General features: G+C 42.9%; 17 protein-coding genes, 1 pseudogene and 1 riboswitch. Of the genes and pseudogenes, 8 read left to right on the top strand and 10 right to left on the bottom strand.

What is annotated here, in order from left to right:
* Positions 1-230 precede the first annotated feature (230 nt).
* The 3 genes and pseudogenes from GH808_RS15800 to GH808_RS05190 all read left to right on the top strand — a co-directional run.
* Positions 231-278, top strand: a pseudogene (locus GH808_RS15800) (hypothetical protein); the annotation flags it as partial.
* Between the two features lie 15 nt (positions 279-293).
* Positions 294-2,213, top strand: coding sequence for a tetracycline resistance ribosomal protection protein Tet(M) (tet(M), locus tag GH808_RS05195; protein WP_026389858.1), 1,920 nt, complete (start codon positions 294-296; stop codon positions 2,211-2,213).
* A gap of 97 nt (positions 2,214-2,310) precedes the next feature.
* Positions 2,311-2,499 carry a cysteine-rich KTR domain-containing protein gene (locus GH808_RS05190; protein WP_012962334.1) on the top strand — a complete coding sequence of 63 codons (189 nt, stop codon included), beginning with the start codon at positions 2,311-2,313 and terminating at the stop codon, positions 2,497-2,499.
* A gap of 59 nt (positions 2,500-2,558) precedes the next feature.
* Here the strand turns inward: GH808_RS05190 and GH808_RS05185 are convergent, their stop codons facing one another.
* Entirely contained in the window at positions 2,559-2,912 is a 354-nt protein-coding gene (locus GH808_RS05185) for a helix-turn-helix transcriptional regulator (protein WP_001227347.1), read from the bottom strand.
* A 504-nt stretch (positions 2,913-3,416) separates the two neighbouring features.
* Between GH808_RS05185 and GH808_RS05180 the strand changes: the two genes are divergently transcribed.
* The 4 genes from GH808_RS05180 (at position 3,417) to GH808_RS05165 (ending at position 6,029) form a co-directional block, all read left to right on the top strand.
* On the top strand, positions 3,417-3,839 hold the full coding sequence (locus GH808_RS05180) for a sigma-70 family RNA polymerase sigma factor (RefSeq protein WP_000804885.1): 423 nt from the start codon (positions 3,417-3,419) through the stop codon (positions 3,837-3,839).
* Positions 3,836-4,066 (top strand): helix-turn-helix domain-containing protein, encoded by a 231-nt coding sequence (locus GH808_RS05175; protein WP_000857133.1) that lies wholly within the window; start codon positions 3,836-3,838, stop codon positions 4,064-4,066. The genes GH808_RS05180 and GH808_RS05175 overlap by 4 nt, the downstream gene beginning before the upstream one ends.
* 460 nt (positions 4,067-4,526) lie before the next feature.
* Positions 4,527-4,730, top strand: a complete 204-nt coding sequence (locus GH808_RS05170; RefSeq protein WP_000814511.1) for an excisionase — start codon at positions 4,527-4,529, stop codon at positions 4,728-4,730.
* Positions 4,731-4,811: 81 nt separating this feature from the next.
* Positions 4,812-6,029: a tyrosine-type recombinase/integrase gene (locus tag GH808_RS05165; RefSeq protein ID WP_001291561.1), complete on the top strand. Its 1,218-nt coding sequence runs from the start codon at positions 4,812-4,814 to the stop codon at positions 6,027-6,029.
* A 218-nt stretch (positions 6,030-6,247) separates the two neighbouring features.
* Here GH808_RS05165 and uvrA read toward each other — a convergent pair whose 3' ends face one another.
* The 9 genes from uvrA to GH808_RS05120 form a co-directional block, all read right to left on the bottom strand.
* Complete coding sequence (uvrA, locus tag GH808_RS05160; RefSeq protein WP_186841730.1) at positions 6,248-9,061, bottom strand: excinuclease ABC subunit UvrA; 2,814 nt, start codon at positions 9,059-9,061, stop codon at positions 6,248-6,250.
* Positions 9,062-9,092: 31 nt separating this feature from the next.
* Positions 9,093-11,072, bottom strand: a complete 1,980-nt coding sequence (uvrB, locus tag GH808_RS05155; protein WP_279289663.1) for an excinuclease ABC subunit UvrB — start codon at positions 11,070-11,072, stop codon at positions 9,093-9,095.
* 128 nt (positions 11,073-11,200) lie between these two features.
* Complete coding sequence (locus GH808_RS05150; RefSeq protein ID WP_186841729.1) at positions 11,201-12,400, bottom strand: S41 family peptidase; 1,200 nt, start codon at positions 12,398-12,400, stop codon at positions 11,201-11,203.
* 107 nt (positions 12,401-12,507) lie between these two features.
* Complete coding sequence (locus GH808_RS05145) at positions 12,508-13,647, bottom strand: murein hydrolase activator EnvC family protein (protein ID WP_186841728.1); 1,140 nt, start codon at positions 13,645-13,647, stop codon at positions 12,508-12,510.
* A 44-nt stretch (positions 13,648-13,691) separates the two neighbouring features.
* Positions 13,692-14,609, bottom strand: a complete 918-nt coding sequence (gene ftsX, locus GH808_RS05140) for a permease-like cell division protein FtsX (RefSeq protein WP_186841727.1) — start codon at positions 14,607-14,609, stop codon at positions 13,692-13,694.
* Positions 14,599-15,288 carry a cell division ATP-binding protein FtsE gene (ftsE, locus tag GH808_RS05135; protein ID WP_186841726.1) on the bottom strand — a complete coding sequence of 230 codons (690 nt, stop codon included), beginning with the start codon at positions 15,286-15,288 and terminating at the stop codon, positions 14,599-14,601. The genes ftsX and ftsE overlap by 11 nt, the downstream gene beginning before the upstream one ends.
* A 443-nt stretch (positions 15,289-15,731) precedes the next feature.
* The gene (locus GH808_RS05130; protein ID WP_186841725.1) at positions 15,732-16,970 is read right to left on the bottom strand and encodes a murein hydrolase activator EnvC family protein; all 1,239 of its coding nucleotides are present in this window, start codon (positions 16,968-16,970) and stop codon (positions 15,732-15,734) included.
* A gap of 389 nt (positions 16,971-17,359) precedes the next feature.
* Positions 17,360-18,538 (bottom strand): methionine adenosyltransferase, encoded by a 1,179-nt coding sequence (metK, locus tag GH808_RS05125; RefSeq protein WP_186841724.1) that lies wholly within the window; start codon positions 18,536-18,538, stop codon positions 17,360-17,362.
* Positions 18,539-18,806: 268 nt separating this feature from the next.
* A riboswitch (SAM riboswitch) is annotated at positions 18,807-18,902 on the bottom strand.
* 77 nt (positions 18,903-18,979) lie between these two features.
* Positions 18,980-20,161, bottom strand: coding sequence for a M24 family metallopeptidase (locus GH808_RS05120; protein ID WP_186841723.1), 1,182 nt, complete (start codon positions 20,159-20,161; stop codon positions 18,980-18,982).
* Between the two features lie 308 nt (positions 20,162-20,469).
* Here GH808_RS05120 and GH808_RS05115 point away from each other — a divergent pair, with 308 nt between their 5' ends.
* Positions 20,470-21,180, top strand: a complete 711-nt coding sequence (locus GH808_RS05115; protein ID WP_186841722.1) for a tRNA 2-thiocytidine biosynthesis TtcA family protein — start codon at positions 20,470-20,472, stop codon at positions 21,178-21,180.
* Positions 21,181-21,269: the final 89 nt, after the last annotated feature.

The raw sequence follows: 21,269 nt of genomic DNA, 5'->3' as shown, positions 1-21,269 counted from the left end.
CTTACGTGCTATTATTTAAGTATCTATTTAAAAGGAGTTAATAAATATGCGGCAAGGTATTCTTAAATAAACTGTCAATTTGATAGTGGGAACAAATAATTGGATGTCCTTTTTTAGGAGGGCTTAGTTTTTTGTACCCAGTTTAAGAATACCTTTATCATGTGATTCTAAAGTATCCGGAGAATATCTGTATGCTTTGTATGCCTATGGTTATGCATAAAAATCCCAGTGATAAGAGTATTTATCACTGGGATTTTTATGCCCTTTTGGGCTTTTGAATGGAGGAAAATCACATGAAAATTATTAATATTGGAGTTTTAGCTCATGTTGATGCGGGAAAAACTACCTTAACAGAAAGCTTATTATATAACAGTGGAGCGATTACAGAATTAGGAAGCGTGGACAGAGGTACAACGAAAACGGATAATACGCTTTTAGAACGTCAGAGAGGAATTACAATTCAGACGGCGATAACCTCTTTTCAGTGGAAAAATACTAAGATGAACATCATAGACACGCCAGGACATATGGATTTTTTAGCAGAAGTATATCGTTCATTATCAGTATTAGATGGGGCAATTCTACTGATTTCTGCAAAAGATGGCGTACAAGCACAAACTCGTATATTGTTTCATGCACTTAGGAAAATAGGTATTCCCACAATCTTTTTTATCAATAAGATTGACCAAAATGGAATTGATTTATCAACGGTTTATCAGGATATTAAAGAGAAACTTTCTGCGGAAATTGTAATCAAACAGAAGGTAGAACTGCATCCTAATATGCGTGTAATGAACTTTACCGAATCTGAACAATGGGATATGGTAATAGAAGGAAATGATTACCTTTTGGAGAAATATACGTCTGGGAAATTATTGGAAGCATTAGAACTCGAACAAGAGGAAAGCATAAGATTTCATAATTGTTCCCTGTTCCCTGTTTATCACGGAAGTGCAAAAAACAATATAGGGATTGATAACCTTATAGAAGTGATTACGAATAAATTTTATTCATCAACACATCGAGGTCAGTCTGAACTTTGCGGAAAAGTTTTCAAAATTGAGTATTCGGAAAAAAGACAGCGTCTTGCATATATACGTCTTTATAGTGGCGTACTGCATTTGCGAGATTCGGTTAGAATATCGGAAAAGGAAAAAATAAAAATTACAGAAATGTATACTTCAATAAATGGTGAATTATGTAAAATCGATAAGGCTTATTCCGGGGAAATTGTTATTTTGCAGAATGAGTTTTTGAAGTTAAATAGTGTTCTTGGAGATACAAAGCTATTGCCACAGAGAGAGAGAATTGAAAATCCCCTCCCTCTGCTGCAAACGACTGTTGAACCGAGCAAACCTCAACAAAGGGAAATGTTACTTGATGCACTTTTAGAAATCTCCGACAGTGACCCGCTTCTGCGATATTATGTGGATTCTGCGACACATGAAATCATACTTTCTTTCTTAGGGAAAGTACAAATGGAAGTGACTTGTGCTCTGCTGCAAGAAAAGTATCATGTGGAGATAGAAATAAAAGAGCCTACAGTCATTTATATGGAAAGACCGTTAAAAAAAGCAGAGTATACCATTCACATCGAAGTTCCACCGAATCCTTTCTGGGCTTCCATTGGTCTATCTGTAGCACAGCTTCCATTAGGGAGCGGAGTACAGTATGAGAGCTCGGTTTCTCTTGGATACTTAAATCAATCGTTTCAAAATGCAGTTATGGAGGGGATACGCTATGGCTGTGAACAAGGATTGTATGGTTGGAATGTGACGGACTGTAAAATCTGTTTTAAGTATGGCTTATACTATAGCCCTGTTAGTACCCCAGCAGATTTTCGGATGCTTGCTCCTATTGTATTGGAACAAGTCTTAAAAAAAGCTGGAACAGAATTGTTAGAGCCATATCTTAGTTTTAAAATTTATGCGCCACAGGAATATCTTTCACGAGCATACAACGATGCTCCTAAATATTGTGCGAACATCGTAGACACTCAATTGAAAAATAATGAGGTCATTCTTAGTGGAGAAATCCCTGCTCGGTGTATTCAAGAATATCGTAGTGATTTAACTTTCTTTACAAATGGACGTAGTGTTTGTTTAACAGAGTTAAAAGGGTACCATGTTACTACCGGTGAACCTGTTTGCCAGCCCCGTCGTCCAAATAGTCGGATAGATAAAGTACGATATATGTTCAATAAAATAACTTAGTGTATTTTATGTTGTTATATAAATATGGTTTCTTGTTAAATAAGATGAAATATTTTTTAATAAAGATTTGAATTAAAGTGTAAAGGAGGAGATAGTTATTATAAACTACAAGTGGATATTGTGTCCTGTATGTGGAAATAAAACACGATTAAAGATAAGGGAAGATACTGAATTAAAAAAATTCCCCCTCTATTGTCCGAAATGCAGACAAGAAAATTTAATTGAAATAAAGCAGTTCAAAGTAACTGTGATTACAGAGCCAGACGCAAAGACGCAGAGCCGATAAAATGAGATTAATACAATCTCATTTTATCGGCTCTTTCCGTTATGTATGGATTCTTTTAATTAGTCTTCGATGTTTCTTGCTTCGTTGATACCGCTGGCTAAAGATTCCATTAAGGATAGTTCTTTGTCTGTAAAGCTATCCATGTATTTCTCTATCTGTAATCGTCGGGTGCTTTTTACCAAGTTATTAGCAGGTAAGAAAAATTCATCAACGGAAACATGAAGTAACGATACAAGGTCATAAAGAACTTGTATGCTGGGGTGTTGCCCTTTATTTTCAATATTAGTTAAGTACCGTGGGTCAATTTCAATCAATGCTCCCACTTGTTCACGAGTTAAACCTCGTTTCAATCGAGCTTCTTTAATGGCTAAACCAAAGGCTCTAAAATCATATTTATCTTCTTTTTTACGCATAGTAGACCACCTCTATACATTTTATTGTTCCTACTGAATTAAAAACAGGTATAGAAAAACGTGTTATATGGTTTATAGGTTTATATTTAATAAAAAGCACTACTAAACGCCAATAAAAAAAACCGTTATATGGTAGTGCTATTTACGCTGTTAAAATATTGTATATTACTTCCAAATGGCGGTTTGTTGGAGGTCAACGTCGCCATGAAGTACATCATATACAATAAATTTCCTTACATTGGGTTCTTGTCAAAAAAAGTCGTCTATCTGCAATAGATAAGTACGTCCACCAATGTGGTTTTATAAATCATATAGATAGAATAACAGAAGCATGTAAACAGAGAAATAAATCTGTTTATATGCTTTTTTGGCTATTCAGAACTTTTTTACAAAGTTTATTTATCAGTAATGCAACAAATCCCCCTTTCACATTGGGACTAAGAGTGAAAGGAGATAAACGAGCAAGGCTCACTTCCTTTCCTAGACAGAAAGGGGGTGAGAAACATGAAACCATCTTCTTTTCAGACCACAATAGAAAATCAGTTTGACTATATCTGTAAACGTGCTATGGAAGACGAGCGAAAGAATTATATGCTTTATCTTTCAAGGATTGCAAAGCGTGAGGTGTCCTTTTCGGATGTTGGCGATTATCTTGTTAGCCAGTTTGCGACAACAGATAACTATTCAACTGACTTTCAGATTTTTACACTCAATGGGTTATCAGTAGGCGTTGAAAATGATTTGTTGAGTGAAGCATTACGTGAGTTGCCAGACAAGAAACGTGAAATTCTACTGCTGTTTTACTTTATGGACATGAGCGATTCAGAAATTGCAGACCTGTTGAAATTGAACCGTTCTACTGTCTATCGGCATAGAACCAGTGGACTAGCCTTAATTAAAAAGTTTATGGAGGAATTTGAAGAATGAAAACACAATATCCTATGATTCCCTTTCCTCTCATTGTAAAGGCAACAGATGGCGATACCGAAGCGATTAACCAGATTCTACATCATTACAGAGGGTACATAACGAAGCGTTCCCTACGACTTATGAAAGATGAATATGGCAATCAAAGTATGGTCGTTGATGAAGTCTTACGTGGAAGAATGGAAACCAGACTGATTACAAAGATTTTGTCATTTGAAATTAAGTAATATCCTCTCTCCTTTCGTGGAAGCGTGCTAAACCATTCCACGCTTCCCGAACAGGGAGGTTTGTTATTCCACCAAAGCATATTGAGCTTTCAATGTGTTTTGATAGGCTAACGAGCCATTGTTCTTTGAAAACTGAATAAAAGTAATCGAATACGTTTCGATAAGAAAAGAGCCAACGGAACTAACCGCCATGACCTATCTTATAAAGATAGCGAGCGATTCATGTTAGTGATCCGAGAAGCAATCTTTAGCAGGATTGCCTGCAACGACATTCTTATCGTGATAATGATACTCCCATACAGTCAATAGTCCGAGCGTGATAAAACCGTCGCAGGCAATGAGTATGGCTACATGAGAACCATGCAGGGGTGGAACTCCCGTGAGCTTTGCTAAAGCTGTTCGATTGCTGGTAAAACAACTTTTATGAAATCCAAATAAGTGATTTGGAAAGGAGGATTTTATGAAGCAGACTGACATTCCTATTTGGGAACGTTATACCCTAACCATTGAAGAAGCGTCAAAATATTTTCGTATTGGCGAAAACAAGCTACGACGCTTGGCAGAGGAAAATAAAAATGCAAATTGGCTGATTATGAATGGCAATCGTATTCAGATTAAACGAAAACAATTTGAAAAAATTATAGATACATTGGACGCAATCTAGCGTCGCCAAAGGGTCTTGTATATGATAAAATAGTATTAAGTCGTATCAAGGCTCTTTCCATAAAGGAAAGGAGCAAATGCCATGTCAGAAAAAAGACGTGACAATAAAGGTCGAATCTTAAAGACTGGAGAGAGCCAACGAAAAGACGGAAGATACTTATACAAATATATAGATTCATTTGGAGAACCGCAATTTGTTTACTCGTGGAAACTTGTGGCTACAGACCGAGTACCAGCAGGAAAGCGTGATTGTATCTCACTTAGAGAGAAAATCGCAGAGTTACAGAAAGACATTCATGATGGTATTGATGTTGTAGGAAAGAAAATGACACTCTGCCAGCTTTACGCAAAACAGAACGCTCAAAGACCAAAGGTTAGAAAAAACACTGAAACTGGACGCAAATATCTTATGGATATTTTGAAGAAAGACAAGTTAGGTGTAAGAAGTATTGACAGTATTAAGCCATCAGACGCTAAAGAATGGGCTATTAGAATGAGTGAAAATGGTTATGCTTATCAAACCATCAATAACTACAAACGTTCTTTAAAGGCTTCATTCTATATTGCTATACAAGATGATTGTGTTCGGAAGAATCCATTTGACTTTCAACTGAAAGCAGTTCTTGATGATGATACTGTCCCTAAGACCGTACTAACAGAAGAACAGGAAGAAAAACTGTTAGCCTTTGCAAAAGCTGATAAAACCTACAGCAAAAATTATGATGAAATTCTGATACTCTTAAAAACAGGTCTTCGTATTTCAGAGTTTGGTGGTTTGACACTTCCAGATTTAGATTTTGAGAATCGTCTTGTCAATATAGACCATCAGCTATTGAGAGATACTGAAATTGGGTACTACATTGAAACACCAAAGACCAAAAGTGGCGAACGTCAAGTTCCTATGGTTGAAGAAGCCTATCAAGCATTTAAGCGAGTGTTAGCGAATCGAAAGAATGATAAGCGTGTTGAGATTGATGGATATAGTGATTTCCTCTTTCTTAATAGAAAGAACTATCCAAAAGTGGCAAGTGATTACAACGGCATGATGAAAGGTCTTGTTAAGAAATACAATAAGTATAACGAGGATAAATTGCCACACATCACTCCACATAGTTTGCGACATACATTCTGTACCAACTATGCAAATGCAGGAATGAATCCAAAGGCATTACAGTACATTATGGGACATGCTAATATAGCCATGACGCTGAACTATTACGCACATGCAACATTCGATTCTGCAATGGCAGAAATGAAACGCTTGAATAAAGAGAAGCAACAGGAGCGTCTTGTTGCTTAGTAGTACAAATGAATTTACTACTTATTTACCACTTCTGACAGCTAAGACATGAGGAAATATGCAAAGAAACGTGAAGTATCTTCCTACAGTAAAAATACTCGAAAGCACATAGAATAAGGCTTTACGAGCATTTAAGAAAATATAAAAAGATAATTAGAAATTTATACTTTGTTTAAACAAAAAAAACGAAAGCTGATCAAGGCTTTCGTTTTTGGGTTCTATACTTTTGATAATATTTTTTTCAGGTACTGTCCGGTGTAGGATTCACTTACATCGGCAATTTCTTCAGGTGTTCCGGTTGCAATGACGGTCCCGCCGCCATCGCCGCCTTCCGGGCCTAAATCAATGATGTGATCCGCCACCTTGACGACATCCAACTGATGCTCAATCACCACCACGGTACTGCCACTGTCAGCCAGTCGCTGCAGGACTTTAACCAGCTGGTCGACATCGGCAATATGAAGGCCAGTTGTGGGTTCGTCCAGGATATACAGTGTTTTTCCGGTGTTTCTTTTGCTTAACTCTGTCGCCAGTTTAATTCGCTGCGCTTCGCCGCCGGACAGCTGAGTGGAGGGCTGCCCCAATCGCACATAGCTCAGACCAACATCATAAAGAGTTTGCAGCTTTTCTTTAATCTTTGGAATATTGTTGAAGAATTCCAGCGCCTCCTCAACGGTCATTTCGAGCACATCGGCAATGTTCTTGCCCTTATATTTGACTTCCAGGGTTTCCCGGTTGTAGCGCCTTCCATGGCAGACTTCACAGGGCACATAGACGTCCGGCAGAAAATGCATCTCGATTTTTAAGATGCCGTCGCCGCTGCATTTCTCACACCGCCCGCCTTTCACATTAAAACTGAACCGGCCTTTCTGATAGCCTCTCGCCTTTGCTTCCGGCGTTTTGGTAAAAAGATCGCGAATCAGATCAAAAACGCCGGTATAGGTGGCCGGATTGGATCTGGGCGTCCGGCCGATGGGTGACTGATCAATATCAATGACCTTGTCAATCGTTTCGATTCCCTGAATACTTTTGTACTTACCCGGTTTTTTGAGACTTCGGTAAAGCTTTTGCGAAATTCCCTTATACAGAATTTCATTCACCAGGGTGCTTTTACCCGATCCGGAAACACCGGTGACACAGATGAATTTTCCCAGCGGAAACACCACATCGATATTCTTCAGGTTATTTTCTGAAGCACCGATGATCTTGATGTATTCGCCGCTTCCTGCCCGGCGGGTTTCCGGAACGGGGATTGACTTTTTGCCACTGAAATACTGTCCGGTAATGGACTCCGGCACGGCCATGATCTCTTCCAGGGTTCCCTGGGCGACCACCTCGCCGCCGTGAACCCCGGGGCCGGGGCCGATGTCAACGATATGGTCGGCTTCCTGCATGGTTTCTTCGTCATGTTCAACCACAATCAGCGTATTTCCCAGATCGGTCAGGTGGCGCAGTGTTTCCAGCAGTTTCTGATTGTCTCTCTGATGCAGCCCGATGCTCGGTTCGTCCAAAACATAGAGAACCCCCACCAAACCGGATCCGATCTGCGTCGCCAGCCGGATCCGCTGCGATTCTCCGCCGGACAGCGTCCCGGCATTCCGTGACAGGGTCAGGTACTCCAAGCCCACGTTTTTCAGGAAATTAAGCCGGGCATTGATTTCCTTGAAAATCGAATCACCGATCATGATTTCCCGGTCTGTCATTTTTTGGGTTCTGAAGAACTCGATCAGTTTTCCGACTGACATATCGGTTATTTCAATGATGTTTTTACCATGAATCGTCACCGCCAGACTGGTTGGATTCAGCCGTTTTCCATGGCATTTCGGGCAGGGTGTTTCCGACATATACCGTTCGATCAGACTGCGCATCCGCTCTGATGGTGTTTCGATATAACGTCTTTCCATGTTTTTGATCAGGCCTTCAAAAGTTGACGAATAGGTTCCCGAGAACTTGCCTTCATAGGCAATCTCCAGCACTTCGTCGCTGCCATACAAAAGCGCTTTCAGGAATTCCGGGCTGGCGTTTTCGAGCGGGTCCTCCATTGAAAACTGGTGTTTTTCACCCAGTGCTTTGATCAGATTATAGTAATATTTGGAATCGCTTTTCAAACCGAAGAATTTAATCGCACCGTTAGAAATCGACAATTGTTTATCCGGGATCAGCAAGTCCGGATCGACCTCCTGATGAAAGCCGAGTCCGTGGCAATCGGGGCACATGCCAAAGGGGTTGTTGAAGGAAAAAGTCCGTGGTTCCAGCGTGTCCATGGCTATGCCACAATCCGCACAGGCGAGTTTTTCACTGAAAAGCTGCTGTTCCTTCCCGATCACATCGCAGATCACAAGGCCTCCGGAAAGCTTCAGTGCCATCTCAACGGAATCTGTCAGGCGCTTTCCAAGATTTTCTTTTGCGATCAGCCGATCCACTACCACCTCGATGGTATGTTTTTTGTTTTTATCCAGATTGATTTCGTCGGTCACCTCCATGGGTTCTCCGTCGACCACAATTCGGACAAAACCTTCTTTTTTGATATGTTCGATGATTTTTTTATGCTGGCCCTTTTCTTTGCGGATGACCGGAGCCAAAATCTGAAACTTCGTTTGGGGCGGCAGCGCCAGAATGGCATCGACAATCTGATCCACCGACTGGGACTCCACCACTTTTCCACACTTCGGACAATGCGGAATCCCGATTCTGGCGTAAAGCAACCGCATGTAATCATATATTTCCGTGACGGTTCCAACGGTTGATCGGGGATTCCGGTTGGTCGTTTTCTGGTCGATGGAAATTGCCGGGGACAAACCATCGATGCTTTCCACATTCGGTTTCTGGGACTGACCCAGAAACTGGCGGGCGTATGAAGAAAGGGATTCCATATAACGGCGCTGCCCTTCGGCATAGATCGTGTCAAATGCCAGCGAAGATTTTCCCGATCCGCTGACTCCAGTCAACACCACAAGCTGATCGCGGGGTATTTTCAAGCTGATATTTTTTAAATTATGTTCTTTTGCACCTTTGATATCTATATATTTCATGATTCTGTTTTATATCTCCTTAAATCTTCGTCTACTGATTCTCCAGCTGTTTCAGCCAATGAATTTCGTCACGCAGCTTGGCAGCGCGCTCAAATTCCAGAGCTTCGGCAGCACTGAGCATTTCTATTTCCAGTTCTTTTATCTTGTTCTCGACATCAGAAATCTGCTCTTCTTCCTGATAGCTTGCCTGATCTTCGGCAACTTTTGTGGCTTCGATAATATCCCGGATATCCTTTTTAACCGAGGTCGGCACGATGTGATGTTTTTCGTTATAGGCCGTCTGAATTGCCCGGCGGCGATTCGTCTCGCTGATGGCATAATCCATTGAAGCAGTTATTCTGTCTGCATACATAATAACATGACCTTCCAGATTTCTTGCGGCCCGTCCGACGGTCTGAATCAGCGAAGTTTCTGAACGCAGGAATCCTTCCTTGTCCGCATCCAGAATAGCGACCAGCCCGACCTCAGGCAGATCCAGGCCTTCCCGCAAAAGATTGATGCCGACAAGAACGTCAAACGTGCCTAGGCGCAGGTCTCTGAGAATCTTCATGCGTTCAATGGTATCCACGTCGGAGTGGAGATAATTAACCTTGATCCCGTTTTCTTTGAGATACAGCGTTAAATCTTCTGCCATTTTCTTTGTCAGCGTCGTGACCAACACCCGGTTGCCTTTTTCTGTCGTCGCATTGATTTCTCCCAGCAGATCATCAATTTGACCATTAACCGGGCGCACTTTTATTTCCGGATCAATCAGTCCGGTTGGGCGGATAATCTGCTCGATTGTTTTCTGGCTGTGTGCTTTTTCATATTTACCGGGCGTCGCGGTGGTAAATACGATCTGATTGATTTTCCCTTCAAACTCCTGAAAGTTCAGCGGCCGGTTGTCGTATGCTGACGGCAGCCGAAAGCCAAAATCCACCAGATTCTTCTTTCGCGCCTGATCCCCTGCATACATCCCGCCAATCTGCGGAATGGAAACATGGGATTCATCCGCAATGATCAGAAAGTCTTTGGGAAAATAATCGATCAGCGTATAGGGCGGCGATCCTGGCGGCAAGCCATTGATGTAACGGGTGTAGTTTTCAATGCCATTGCAGTACCCCATTTCCCGAAGCATCTCAATGTCGTAATTCGTTCGCTGGAGGATGCGCTGAGCTTCGACCAGCTGGTTGTTGTTGGTGTATTCATCATATCGCAACCGCAATTCCTTCTGAATCGCGGCAATTGCCCGTTCGAGATTTTCCGGCGTGGTGGTATAGTGGGATGCCGGAAAAATGGAAACATGGCTGAGTTCTCCGTAAATTTCTCCGGTCAGGGTATTTATTTCCGTGATCCGTTCAATTTCATCGCCAAAGAATTCCAATCGTATCGCTTTTTCGGAGGATGCGGCCGGAAAGATTTCCAGGATATCACCCCGAACCCGAAAATTGTTTCGTTCAAAGGCGATATCGTTTCTGGTATATTGAATATCGACGAGTTTGTGGATGATGGCGTCGCGGTCTTTTTCCATGCCAGGGCGCAAAGAAAGCACCAGATTCTCATAATCGATGGGGCTTCCCAGTCCGTAGATGCACGATACGCTCGCAACAACAATGACATCGCCTCTTTCAAATAGCGATGCTGTGGCCGAGTGCCGCAATTTGTCGATTTCGTCATTGATGGATGAATCTTTTTCGATAAAAAGATCGGAATGCGGCACATAGGCTTCCGGCTGATAATAATCATAATAGCTGACAAAATATTCAACTGCGTTTTCCGGAAAAAAGCTCCGGAATTCGTTGGTCAGCTGAGCAGCAAGGGTTTTGTTATGGGCAATCACAAGCGTCGGCTTCTGTACCGCTTCAATTACCTTTGCCATGGTATATGTTTTGCCTGAGCCGGTTACGCCCAGCAAAGTCTGGAATTTCAATCCGTCTTCGATGCCTGCTGCGATTTCTTTGATCGCTTTTCCCTGATCACCTTTCGGTTCATATTCGGAAACTACTTTAAATGGGTTTTTCATCGCTTTCATCCGCGCCCTCCTATCGATAACCTGAACATTCGTTCTATTATCTTACCACAGGAATTTTATAATGGCAATCAGTAATCCTTCTAAATTAATAAATATAAAGAAGCACACCCTAAGGTGTGCTTCTTTAATCAGTTTGTACCGCCAAGGACTTCCAGTGCTTTCTGCAGCTGGACATCTTCTTCATCGGTGAAGCGATTGTTTTTCATAAAATCGCTCGCATCAATACCGACGCTCGGCTCCAGCCCCTTTTTATTGATGCTGTTGCCGCTGGGCGTAAAGTATTCCGAATTCGTGATTTTTATGCCACTGCCATCGGTGAGTTTGATCACTTCCTGAACAATGCCTTTTCCGAAAGATTTTGTACCAATAAGGGTTGCTGCACCGGTATCCTGAAGGGCCCCCGCCAAGATCTCTGCTGAGCTGGCCGAACCTTCATTAATCAATACTGCAATCGGCAGCCCTAACTGTTGTGTTGCATCTGATTTATATTCGGTCTTTTTCCCGGCTTTATCAACCGTATAAACAACCACCGTTTCACCCAGTAAGCGATCCGCAATTTCCACTGCCTGATTGACCCCGCCGCCCGGGTTGCTACGCAAATCAATAACCAGGCCGGTGATATTCTGTGCCAGCAGCGCGGTAAGCTGGGCCTCAAAATCAGTTGCCGTGTTATTGCCGAATTCACTGATCTGAATGTAACCTTTGTTTCCAATGACTTGGGAGTCCACTGTTTGAACCTGGATGGCCTTTCTGACCACTTCCAGTTCGATTGTTTCAGTGCCTCTGGCAATCGTCAGTGCGACCGTCGTATCGGCCGGACCTTTGACGCGGGATACCACCGCATCGGAGCCTAAGATGCTGACATCTTCACCATTCACTTTAATGATCTTATCCCCGGTTGTAATTCCGACTGCTTCAGCCGGCGTTCCTTTTTGGGATGCGATCACCGTGGTATAGCCTTCATCATCTTCGGTGACAACCACACCGATTCCCTCGTATTCCCCCGTTGCCATTTCCATGAAACTCGTGAACTCATCCTTGGTAAAATAGGCTGTATAGGGATCGCCCAGGCTGTCGTACATCCCTTTGATGGCACCATCCATCATCTTGTTGTCATCCGTATCCTGATAATATTCCGCTGAAATCTGGTCTTTCAACTGTAACAGTTTCTTGATGCCATTGGCCGTTTCTTTGCTGTCGACGCTGACAATCAACTTGTTTCCCAGTAAATAGTTTCCCGTTGTCGCAATTGTAAAGGTGAAAACATTTGTGACAATCAACAATACCGCGATGATGATAATCAGCCTTTTTTTTGATTTATTCTCCATAGTCCTCCAAACAAGCTACCGCTTACGAATTATTATAAAATAGAACAGGAGAAAAGAATCATGATTCTTTTCTCCTGTTCTTTGCTTTCTATTGTACGTTTAAACCCTTAAAATATACTAAAAGGATCGACGAAGTCGCCACCGGAAATAATTCCGAAATGCAAATGCGGCCCGGTGGAATTTCCCGTTGAGCCAACCAGGCCAACGATATCGCCCTGATTAACCGTTTGTCCGGCCGAGACATTGATGGCACTCAAATGGCCATAATAACACTGGATGCCATTTCCCAGGTCGATGACAACACAATTACCATAACCGCCGTTCCAGCCGGCTGATACAACGTATGCATTGCCCATGGCGGCAACCGGTGTTCCGGTGGAAGCCCCGATATCAACACCTTCATGATAACCGGTGTATGGATCGGTACGCGGTCCATAGTAACTGGTAATCTCACCGCCGCAAGGCCATGTATAGGAACTGGATGAGACAAAGGAAGTACTGCCGCCGGTGGTGGAACCACTGCCCGCCCGTGCTGCCACTTCTGCGGCAATCTGTGCTTTAATATCAGTGGCCGCTGCTGTTTCTGCATTAAGGGCCGTCTGAGCTTGGGCAATGATCGCCTGGTTCTGCGCAACAAGCTGATCTTTCTGAGCTTTAAGCTGTTGCTGCTGTGCCAGAGCGGTTTCCTGTTCATTCTTTTTACTGACCGTCTGCAGACGGGATGCTTCAATGCTTGCTTTCTTTTCGGCGATCGTCTGCTTGGTTTCTTCCAACGCATCCAATGCTTCTTTATCGGATTCGACAATATAGCGTGACATATCTACCTTGGTGACGAAGTCAGAAAAATCGGTAGAATTAAATAAAAATTCCAGGATACTTCCGTTTCCATGCATATACATTGAACGGACACGCTCATTCATTGCCGCTTCCTGTTCCGCCCGTTTTGCCTCGGCCGCATTCAACTCTATCTGAGTTTGGGCAATATTGGCTTCCAGCGCGGTAATTTCAGCATTGATTCCATTGATCACCCCTGAAATACGGGACATTTCTTCATTTGCTTTGGTAATCTCAGCTTCGATGCCATCGATTGTATTTTGTGTCATATCAATCTGATACTGTGCCGCCGCTGCTCTCTCATTACTGGCTGCCAGTTGATCTGAAAGTGACTCGGCGTTTACCGGGGAAATAACCATTCCCAGCAGCAAAACAGTTCCCACCATGCCCGTTATCATTCTTTTTTTAATCATATACCAATCCTCCTGATTTAAAAACCACTTTTAAAGTTAATAATTTATACATCCAAAAACTTGCGAATTGCAAATACACTGCCAACCGCTCCGATAAACCCGCCATAGATCAGAAAGAAAAACAGCAGTTTTCCCATAACCGCCTCAGGCGAAGCCAAACTGGCGTCGACCGGCAGGAAAGAACTTCCGCCGACAAAACCCAATATATAATAGTATGTGATTCGAATGATCAAAAATGCGACAATCGCACCGATGAGTCCCAGAAACGTTCCTTCCAGAATAAACGGAGCCCGGATATAATTATTGGTCGCACCGACATACTTCATAATACCAATCTCTCTACGCCTGGCAAAAACGGTCAATTTAATGGTATTGTAGATGATAAAGATTGAGATCACTGACAGAACAACCAGGACGACGATGCTCAATGTGTTGGTGAAGTTATTGAAACTGACCAACGCCTGGACATATTCCTGCCCGTATCGGACATATTCGACGCCCTGCCCTTTATAATTCATCGCCAGATCCTGAACCGCTTCCAGATCGCTCGGATCATTCACCCGAATGATAAAGGATGCCGGCATCGGGTTATTTTCCGAATTGTAGCCACTCAACAGTGATGAATACTCATCCAGACTTGATGAGAATTTATCCAATGCTTCCTCAGCACTCTCGAACGTGACGCTTTCGATCATATCGCTGTTCTCCAGCCCCTGTTCAACCGTCAGCTTTTGAGCCTCGGTAAAATCCTGTTGCAGAAAAACTTTAAGTTCAAGCTTTGATTCCACATCTTTTGTTACTTCTTCAACATTGATACTCAATATCAAAAAAATGCCTAATATCATCAATGCTGCAATGACCGACAATATGGAAGCAGCACTCATGAGATTATTTCGCTCAATACTCTTTACCGTGTCACGAACTACATTTCTTGGCATTGTCTTTATTGAACTAAACTTCATATCCGTACCTACCTATTGCATCGTCAACCGTGAGGACACCATCTTCCAGTGTCAGCACGCGTTTTTTCATGGTATCAACAATCTCACGATCATGCGTTACAACCACAATGGTGGTGCCGCGTCGATTTATTTCTTCCAATATACTGATAATTTCATATGAAGTTTCCGGGTCCAGGTTTCCTGTCGGTTCATCACAGATCAGGATGGTCGGATTATTAATGATTGCCCGTGCAATAACCACGCGCTGCTGCTCTCCTCCTGAAAGTTCATGCGGATAGTGATTCATCCGATGCGACAGTCCCACCATATCCAACGCCAGGGGAACTCGCTTGCGGATCTGTCTTTCCGACTTTCCGATTATTTCCATCGCGTAGGCGACATTTTCATAGACGCTGCGATTCTCCAGTAGCCGAAAATCCTGAAAGACGACACCCATTTTTCGTCTCAAGAAGGGAATCTCCCGTTTTGACAGATTTGCAATGTTGTAGTTATTGATATAAATAGAACCCTGTGTTGGCTCAATTTCTCTTAAAAGAAGCTTTATAAATGTCGATTTTCCGGCCCCGCTTCGACCAACAAGAAAGACAAACTCTCCCTTGTCAATAAACAAACTCACATTTTTGAGCGCGTCACTCTTGTTTTTCTCGTAACCCTTGGTTACATTTTTAAATTCAATCATATTCTATTTCACTCCCAGGATGTATGCCATCTGAATTCGTTTTTGCAGCGTATTCTAACACATCAAATTATAATGTTTCTTAATACCCTTTTTCTAAACTCTCATTATTTTAACTCAATTAAAACGGAATGTGAAAGACTTCTCATGTTTAAACGCGCTGCCTATCGGCTGTCAGAACAGTCTCGTATTGATTAATGTATTCATTTTAACATACTTCCTGACTAATTTCATTAAAAAAATAAATTTTTTGTAACAAATGTAACTTATTCCATCCAATTCTGTGATCGCAGCAGTCAAGAATGCGATCGTCCCTGTAGTTAAACGCTCCGGCAGTTGCCGGGTGAATGTAAATCCCAATTTAATTCAAGATTGGGCCAGACATGAAAAAATGAGAAAAGGCTTTTTTCCGATCTGCCTTTTCTCATTCACAATTCTTTATTTAATTAAACATAACTGCCTGGATTCACTGCTGTTCCGTATTGTCGTATTTCAAAATGAAGATGCGGTCCGGTGGAATCTCCGGTACTGCCGACAGCACCAACGGTCTGTCCAATGCTTACCGTCTCCCCTGCCGAAACATTAATGGCACTCAAATGCCCATAAACGGCAGATAAACCATTTCCGATATCGACAATGACACAATTGCCGTAACCGCCGTTCCAGCCAGCCGAAATAACTGTTCCATTTCCGGCACAGGCAACGGCCGTTCCAGTGGAAGCACCGATGTCAACACCTGAATGGTATCGGGTGGTGCCAGGATTGAGGGGATCATCGCGATATCCAAACTCGCTGGTAATTTCTCCGCCGCAAGGCCACTGATAGCCGCTCGAGTAACTTGGTGTCGTGCCTGATCCGCTGTTTGAACCGCCGGCATCGCCGCTGCTTCCGTCCGCTCCGTCACTGACGCCGCCACTTCCAGCATCCCCAGCGCCGCTGGGCGCACTCTGCGAAGCCTGTGCGGCTTGTGACGCATAATACGCCTCAAGCTGACCCTGAATATCGGCCGATGTTGCTGCTTCAGAATCGGCAATTGCCTGATACTGCGTTAGTACCGTCTGATTTTGTGCCAGCAACTGGTCTTTTTGGGCCTTGACATTTTCCTGTTCAGACAGAGCCGTTTCCTGCTCTGTCTTCTTTTGAACGGTCTTCAGGCGGTCCGCTTCAATGCTTGCTTTTTTCTGGTCAATAACCGCCTTTGTTTCTTCAAGGGCATTGATTGAATCCTTGTCGGCAGCAATGATGTAACGCGACATATCTAATTTAGTGACAAAATCCGAAAAATCAGTGGCCGAGAACAAGTATTCAATGATGCTTCCGTTACCATACATATACATGGTTCTCACCCGTTCACTCATTGAAGCTTCCTGTTCAGCCTTCTTGGCTTCTGCTATTCCCAGTTCATCCTGAGTTTTGGCAATGTTCGCTTCGATTCCCGAAATATCTGTATTGATTGAGCCAATCACACCGCTAATGCGATTGACCTCATCATTCACTTTGCTGACCTCCACCTCAATCCCGTCAATCGTATTTTGCGTCATGTCGACCTGAAATTGAGCGGCGGCTTGCCGGGCACTGCTTTGCGCTAACTGCTCGCTGAGAGAAGTAGCATTGACGGGTACTGCTAAAAAGGCCAAAACCAACGAACCAGTAACAAAACCTGATATGATTTTTTGTTTTTTCATTTTACCCCTTTTTTCATAACTTATAATCGTTACGATCCTATTTAAATTTTTATCAGTCATATTATTTTTGTAACGATTGTATTATACCACAACAAAGTCGGTATTAAAACAAAACAATCGAAATATCTGAAAATATTTTATCTAAAATATGGATGAAACTTTCATCCCTGGTTGCCGATAAGCACCGTACCGACAATTGTTAATCAGTTGTATGCTTGCAATTCGTACAGGCTGCCGCCTGTTCGCCTTGATGCATACAACACGATGTAATAATTGTCGGTACTACGTTAGTACTTCATCTACAGTCTCCAATAAAACTTTCATTCTTCAATTGTTTTTACATGCAAACAGTCTCTCGCTGATCCAACAGCGAGAGACTGCAAAGGTCTTTAGAGACAGCTTTTAAGTTTTTCAACCATGTCAAGTCGTTCCCATGGCAAATCAATATCAGTTCGTCCAAAATGGCCGTAGGCGGCGGTCTGTTTGTAAATCGGGGCCCGCAGTCCGAGATTTTTAATGATCGCTGCCGGTCGGAGATCAAAACATTTTTCGATCAGTTCGATGATTTTGTCTTCCGATATTTTTCCGGTTTCAAATGTATCAACGTGAATGGAAACCGGTTTTGCAACCCCAATCGCATAGGCCAGCTCAACTTCGCATTTATCCGCCAGGCCTGCTGCAACAATATTTTTTGCCACGTGCCGTGCTGCATAGGCTCCGGATCGATCCACTTTTGTGGGATCTTTTCCGGAAAAAGCACCACCACCGTGACGGCCATAACCACCGTAAGTATCGACAATGATTTTACGTCCGGTCAAACCACAGTCGCCCTGCGGACCGCCAATAACAAATCGTCCGGTCGGATTGATAAAGTACTTGGTGTTTTCATCCAGCAATGCTGCAGGAATAACCGGTTTTATAACCTTTTCAAGCATATCTTTTTGAATCGTCTCAAATGCAACATCAGCACTGTGCTGAGTGGAAATGACAATCGTATCAATTCGCGTTGGAACACCATCATTATATTCAACTGTCACTTGTGTTTTTCCATCCGGTCGCAGATAATCAACAAGCTTCTGTTTTCGGATATCCGTCAGGCGTTTTGCCAGCTTATGCGACAATGAAATCGGCATCGGCATCAGTTCCGGGGTCTCATTGCAGGCAAATCCAAACATCATCCCCTGATCTCCGGCTCCTGTTGCCAGCTCCAGCTCGTCGCCTTCCCCTTTTTTGGATTCCAGTCCTTCGTCAACCCCCATTGCAATATCGCCGGATTGTTCATCGATGGTTGTTATCACTGCACAGGTATCGCAGTCGAAGCCGTATTTTGCGCGATCGTAACCAATTTCACGTACCGTTTCTCGCACTATTTTGGGAATATCCACATAACAGGTGGTTGTAATCTCTCCGGCTACCACCACTAGTCCCGTGGTAACCAAGGTCTCACAGGCAACTCGTGCCATATGATCCTTTTCGAAAATCGCATCCAGTACGGCATCAGAAATCTGATCGCACATTTTGTCAGGATGCCCTTCGGTAACCGATTCCGAGGTAAATAATTTCTTCATATCGTTCTCCTTCTGATAATAATGTATAGGTCATTGCGTAACTCTTAATGCACGAACAAAAGTTGCTTTGATGTCGGTTTTCGCAACCAATTGTGTAACGTGTAGGCGAACAGTTCAAAGAACTGTCCGCCGTACAGTGTAACAATTGGTTCGCGTAAACCGGCAGCGAAGCTCACAGTCGTTTCGCAAATGCCTAGCAATGTAACGTCTATTTACCTGACACCATAAAAAAACCTCGCCGTCAGACGAGGTTAATGATTTACATTAAATCCCATCATTGCGAAAAATTCGCAGGTATTGGCACCATGCTTTCGCTGGTTGCCGGGTTTCATCGGGCCTGTCCCTCCACCTCTCTGGATAGGTAAATATTCAATTACTAGAGTCAATAATACACTTCATGGTTTTCGCTGTCAATATTTTTTTTAATTATCGGCATTGTTTTTACAGCACTTCACAGCCGTTGTCTGTGATCACCACGTCGTCTTCAATCCGAACACCAATGCCAAGCTTTTCCAGATATAAACCCGGTTCAACGGTCAGCACCATTCCCGGTTCCAGTACCAGATCGCCGTCGGGTCGCAAATCATGGGTATCCAAACCCAAAGAATGCCCAATCCCATGATAGTAGAATTCCGTAATATCCCGATTTCTGGGGATAATGCCGGCATCACAACATTTTTCAAGGAACAGTTTTTTAGTTAAATTCTGCAGGTCTTTCATGACCGCACCGGGTTTATATGCCAGAAACATTTCTTTTTGTACCAATTCAACGATGCGGACTATTTTTTCCTGGATAAACGTCATTTCGCCATTGACGGCAAGGGTCCGGCTAATATCTCCGCAATAACCGTTCACTCTCGCGCCCAGATCAAATAGAACCAGATCGCCGGATTTTAATTTCGAACAGTTTGTCACATAGTGAAGCGTTGTGGCATTTTTCCCGGACGCAACAATGCTTTCAAACGCGAGCCCATCGGCGCCTTCTTTTTTGATATAATATTCAAAAAAGGCCGCCAGTTCATATTCACAGATGCCAGGCTTGATCAGCTGTTTCATTTCTTTGAAGCCTTCTTTTGTCATCGCATTGGCCTTCTTTATGGCTTCAATCTCATCAGGCGTTTTGATCATCCGCATTCTGGCTAAAATCGGATGCAGATCTTTCAGTTCACACTGTTTGAGCAATTTCTGGACCTGTTTATCTTTGACTTTGAAGCTCTGATGTTTCGGAACTTTAAAGTCAAAATATAATCGGCTAAAAGAAACAATTTCGCTTATTTCTTTTGGCAGCTCTTTGCTGTACTCAATTGACGCGATTCCGGATACTGCTTTTGCCTGCTCTTTGTCAATTTTTTTACCGACCCATTTTTCTTTAACCGGATCGGATTCTTCAATAAACAACTTTTCACGCACCAGACCAGCTGCTGTTTTCACGATGATCAACACCACATCAGGCTCTTTTATTCCGGTTAAATAGTAAAAATTATTGCTTGCAAAAAAGGGATAGTTCTCATCTAAGGACTTTTCAATTTCTCTGCCTGAAAACAGGATTGCCATACTGTCGTTTTCCAGTTGTTCCCCAACCTTTTTTCTGTTCTCCACATAGAAGCTCTGTTTTAGTGCCAATTTTTTCCTCCTGAATTTTTAAATCGATCATCGTGGGTTGAATTCGCCAATTTTCAACTGCAAACAGTCTGACTCCCTTAATCCCATTTCAGGAACCGGTGAATCAGGCATTTTTCGCTTCAATCCGATAAAAATGCCATTAAATTAAAAAATGCCTGATTTATCAGCCAGATACACAGATAATCTCCTTTTATTCTTCTTCATTAAATGATAAAATGATTGCAATATGTCGATTAACTTCAATTGTACCTTTAAGCACGGCTTTTGGCAACATTTGACCCGGCATTTAATTTATCAGGAGAACCTTTATGAAAAAAATTCTTGGCCCTCTTCGTCGCGGGGTCGAAAAATACGAAATGATCAAACCCGGCGATCGCATCGCCGTCGGATTGTCCGGCGGCAAAGACAGCACTGCGCTTTTGGTTGCAATGAAACGCTTTCAATACTTTTCCCCAGTTCCTTTCGAACTTGAAGGAATCACTCTGGATATGGGTTTTGGCGGCATGGATTTTTCCCCGTTGATTGATCTATGCGCCAGCCTTGATATCCCTTATACCATCAAAAAAACATCCATCGGACCGATCGTCTTTGAAGAACGCAAAGAGAAAAACCCTTGCTCCCTTTGCGCCCGCATGAAACGTGGTGCCCTTCACGATTTGGCGATTGAACGGGGCTGCCGGAGTATCGCTCTCGGGCACCATTCAGATGATGCCATCGAAACATTTTTCCTCAGTCTCTTTTATGAGGGAAGAATCAATACGTTTTCGCCGGTAACCTATCTGGACCGGAAAAACATCACCCTGATCCGTCCTTTGATTTTTGTCAAAGAGCGAGATATCATCAGTTACTTCAAAATGAATGTACTGCCTGAAATCAAAAGCACTTGTCCCGCTGATGGGTTCACCAAACGGGAGGATATCAAAACCATGATCAAGGATCTTCGTAAAACCATCCCCGATCTGGATGACCGGGTGTTAGGGGCGATTCAGAACAAGGAACAACTGAATCTCTGGTTTTAGATTTCCCGATATTCCTTAAAATCAGCTGATTCTGAAGTGCTGAAGGTACGAACAGAAGTTGTTTTGCTGCCAGTTTCTGCAACCAATTT

It is taken from the genome of Acetobacterium fimetarium, assembly GCF_014284475.1.
In the GTDB taxonomy this organism is placed as follows: domain Bacteria; phylum Bacillota; class Clostridia; order Eubacteriales; family Eubacteriaceae; genus Acetobacterium; species Acetobacterium fimetarium.
This window is presented reverse-complemented; position numbering and strand designations above follow the sequence as displayed.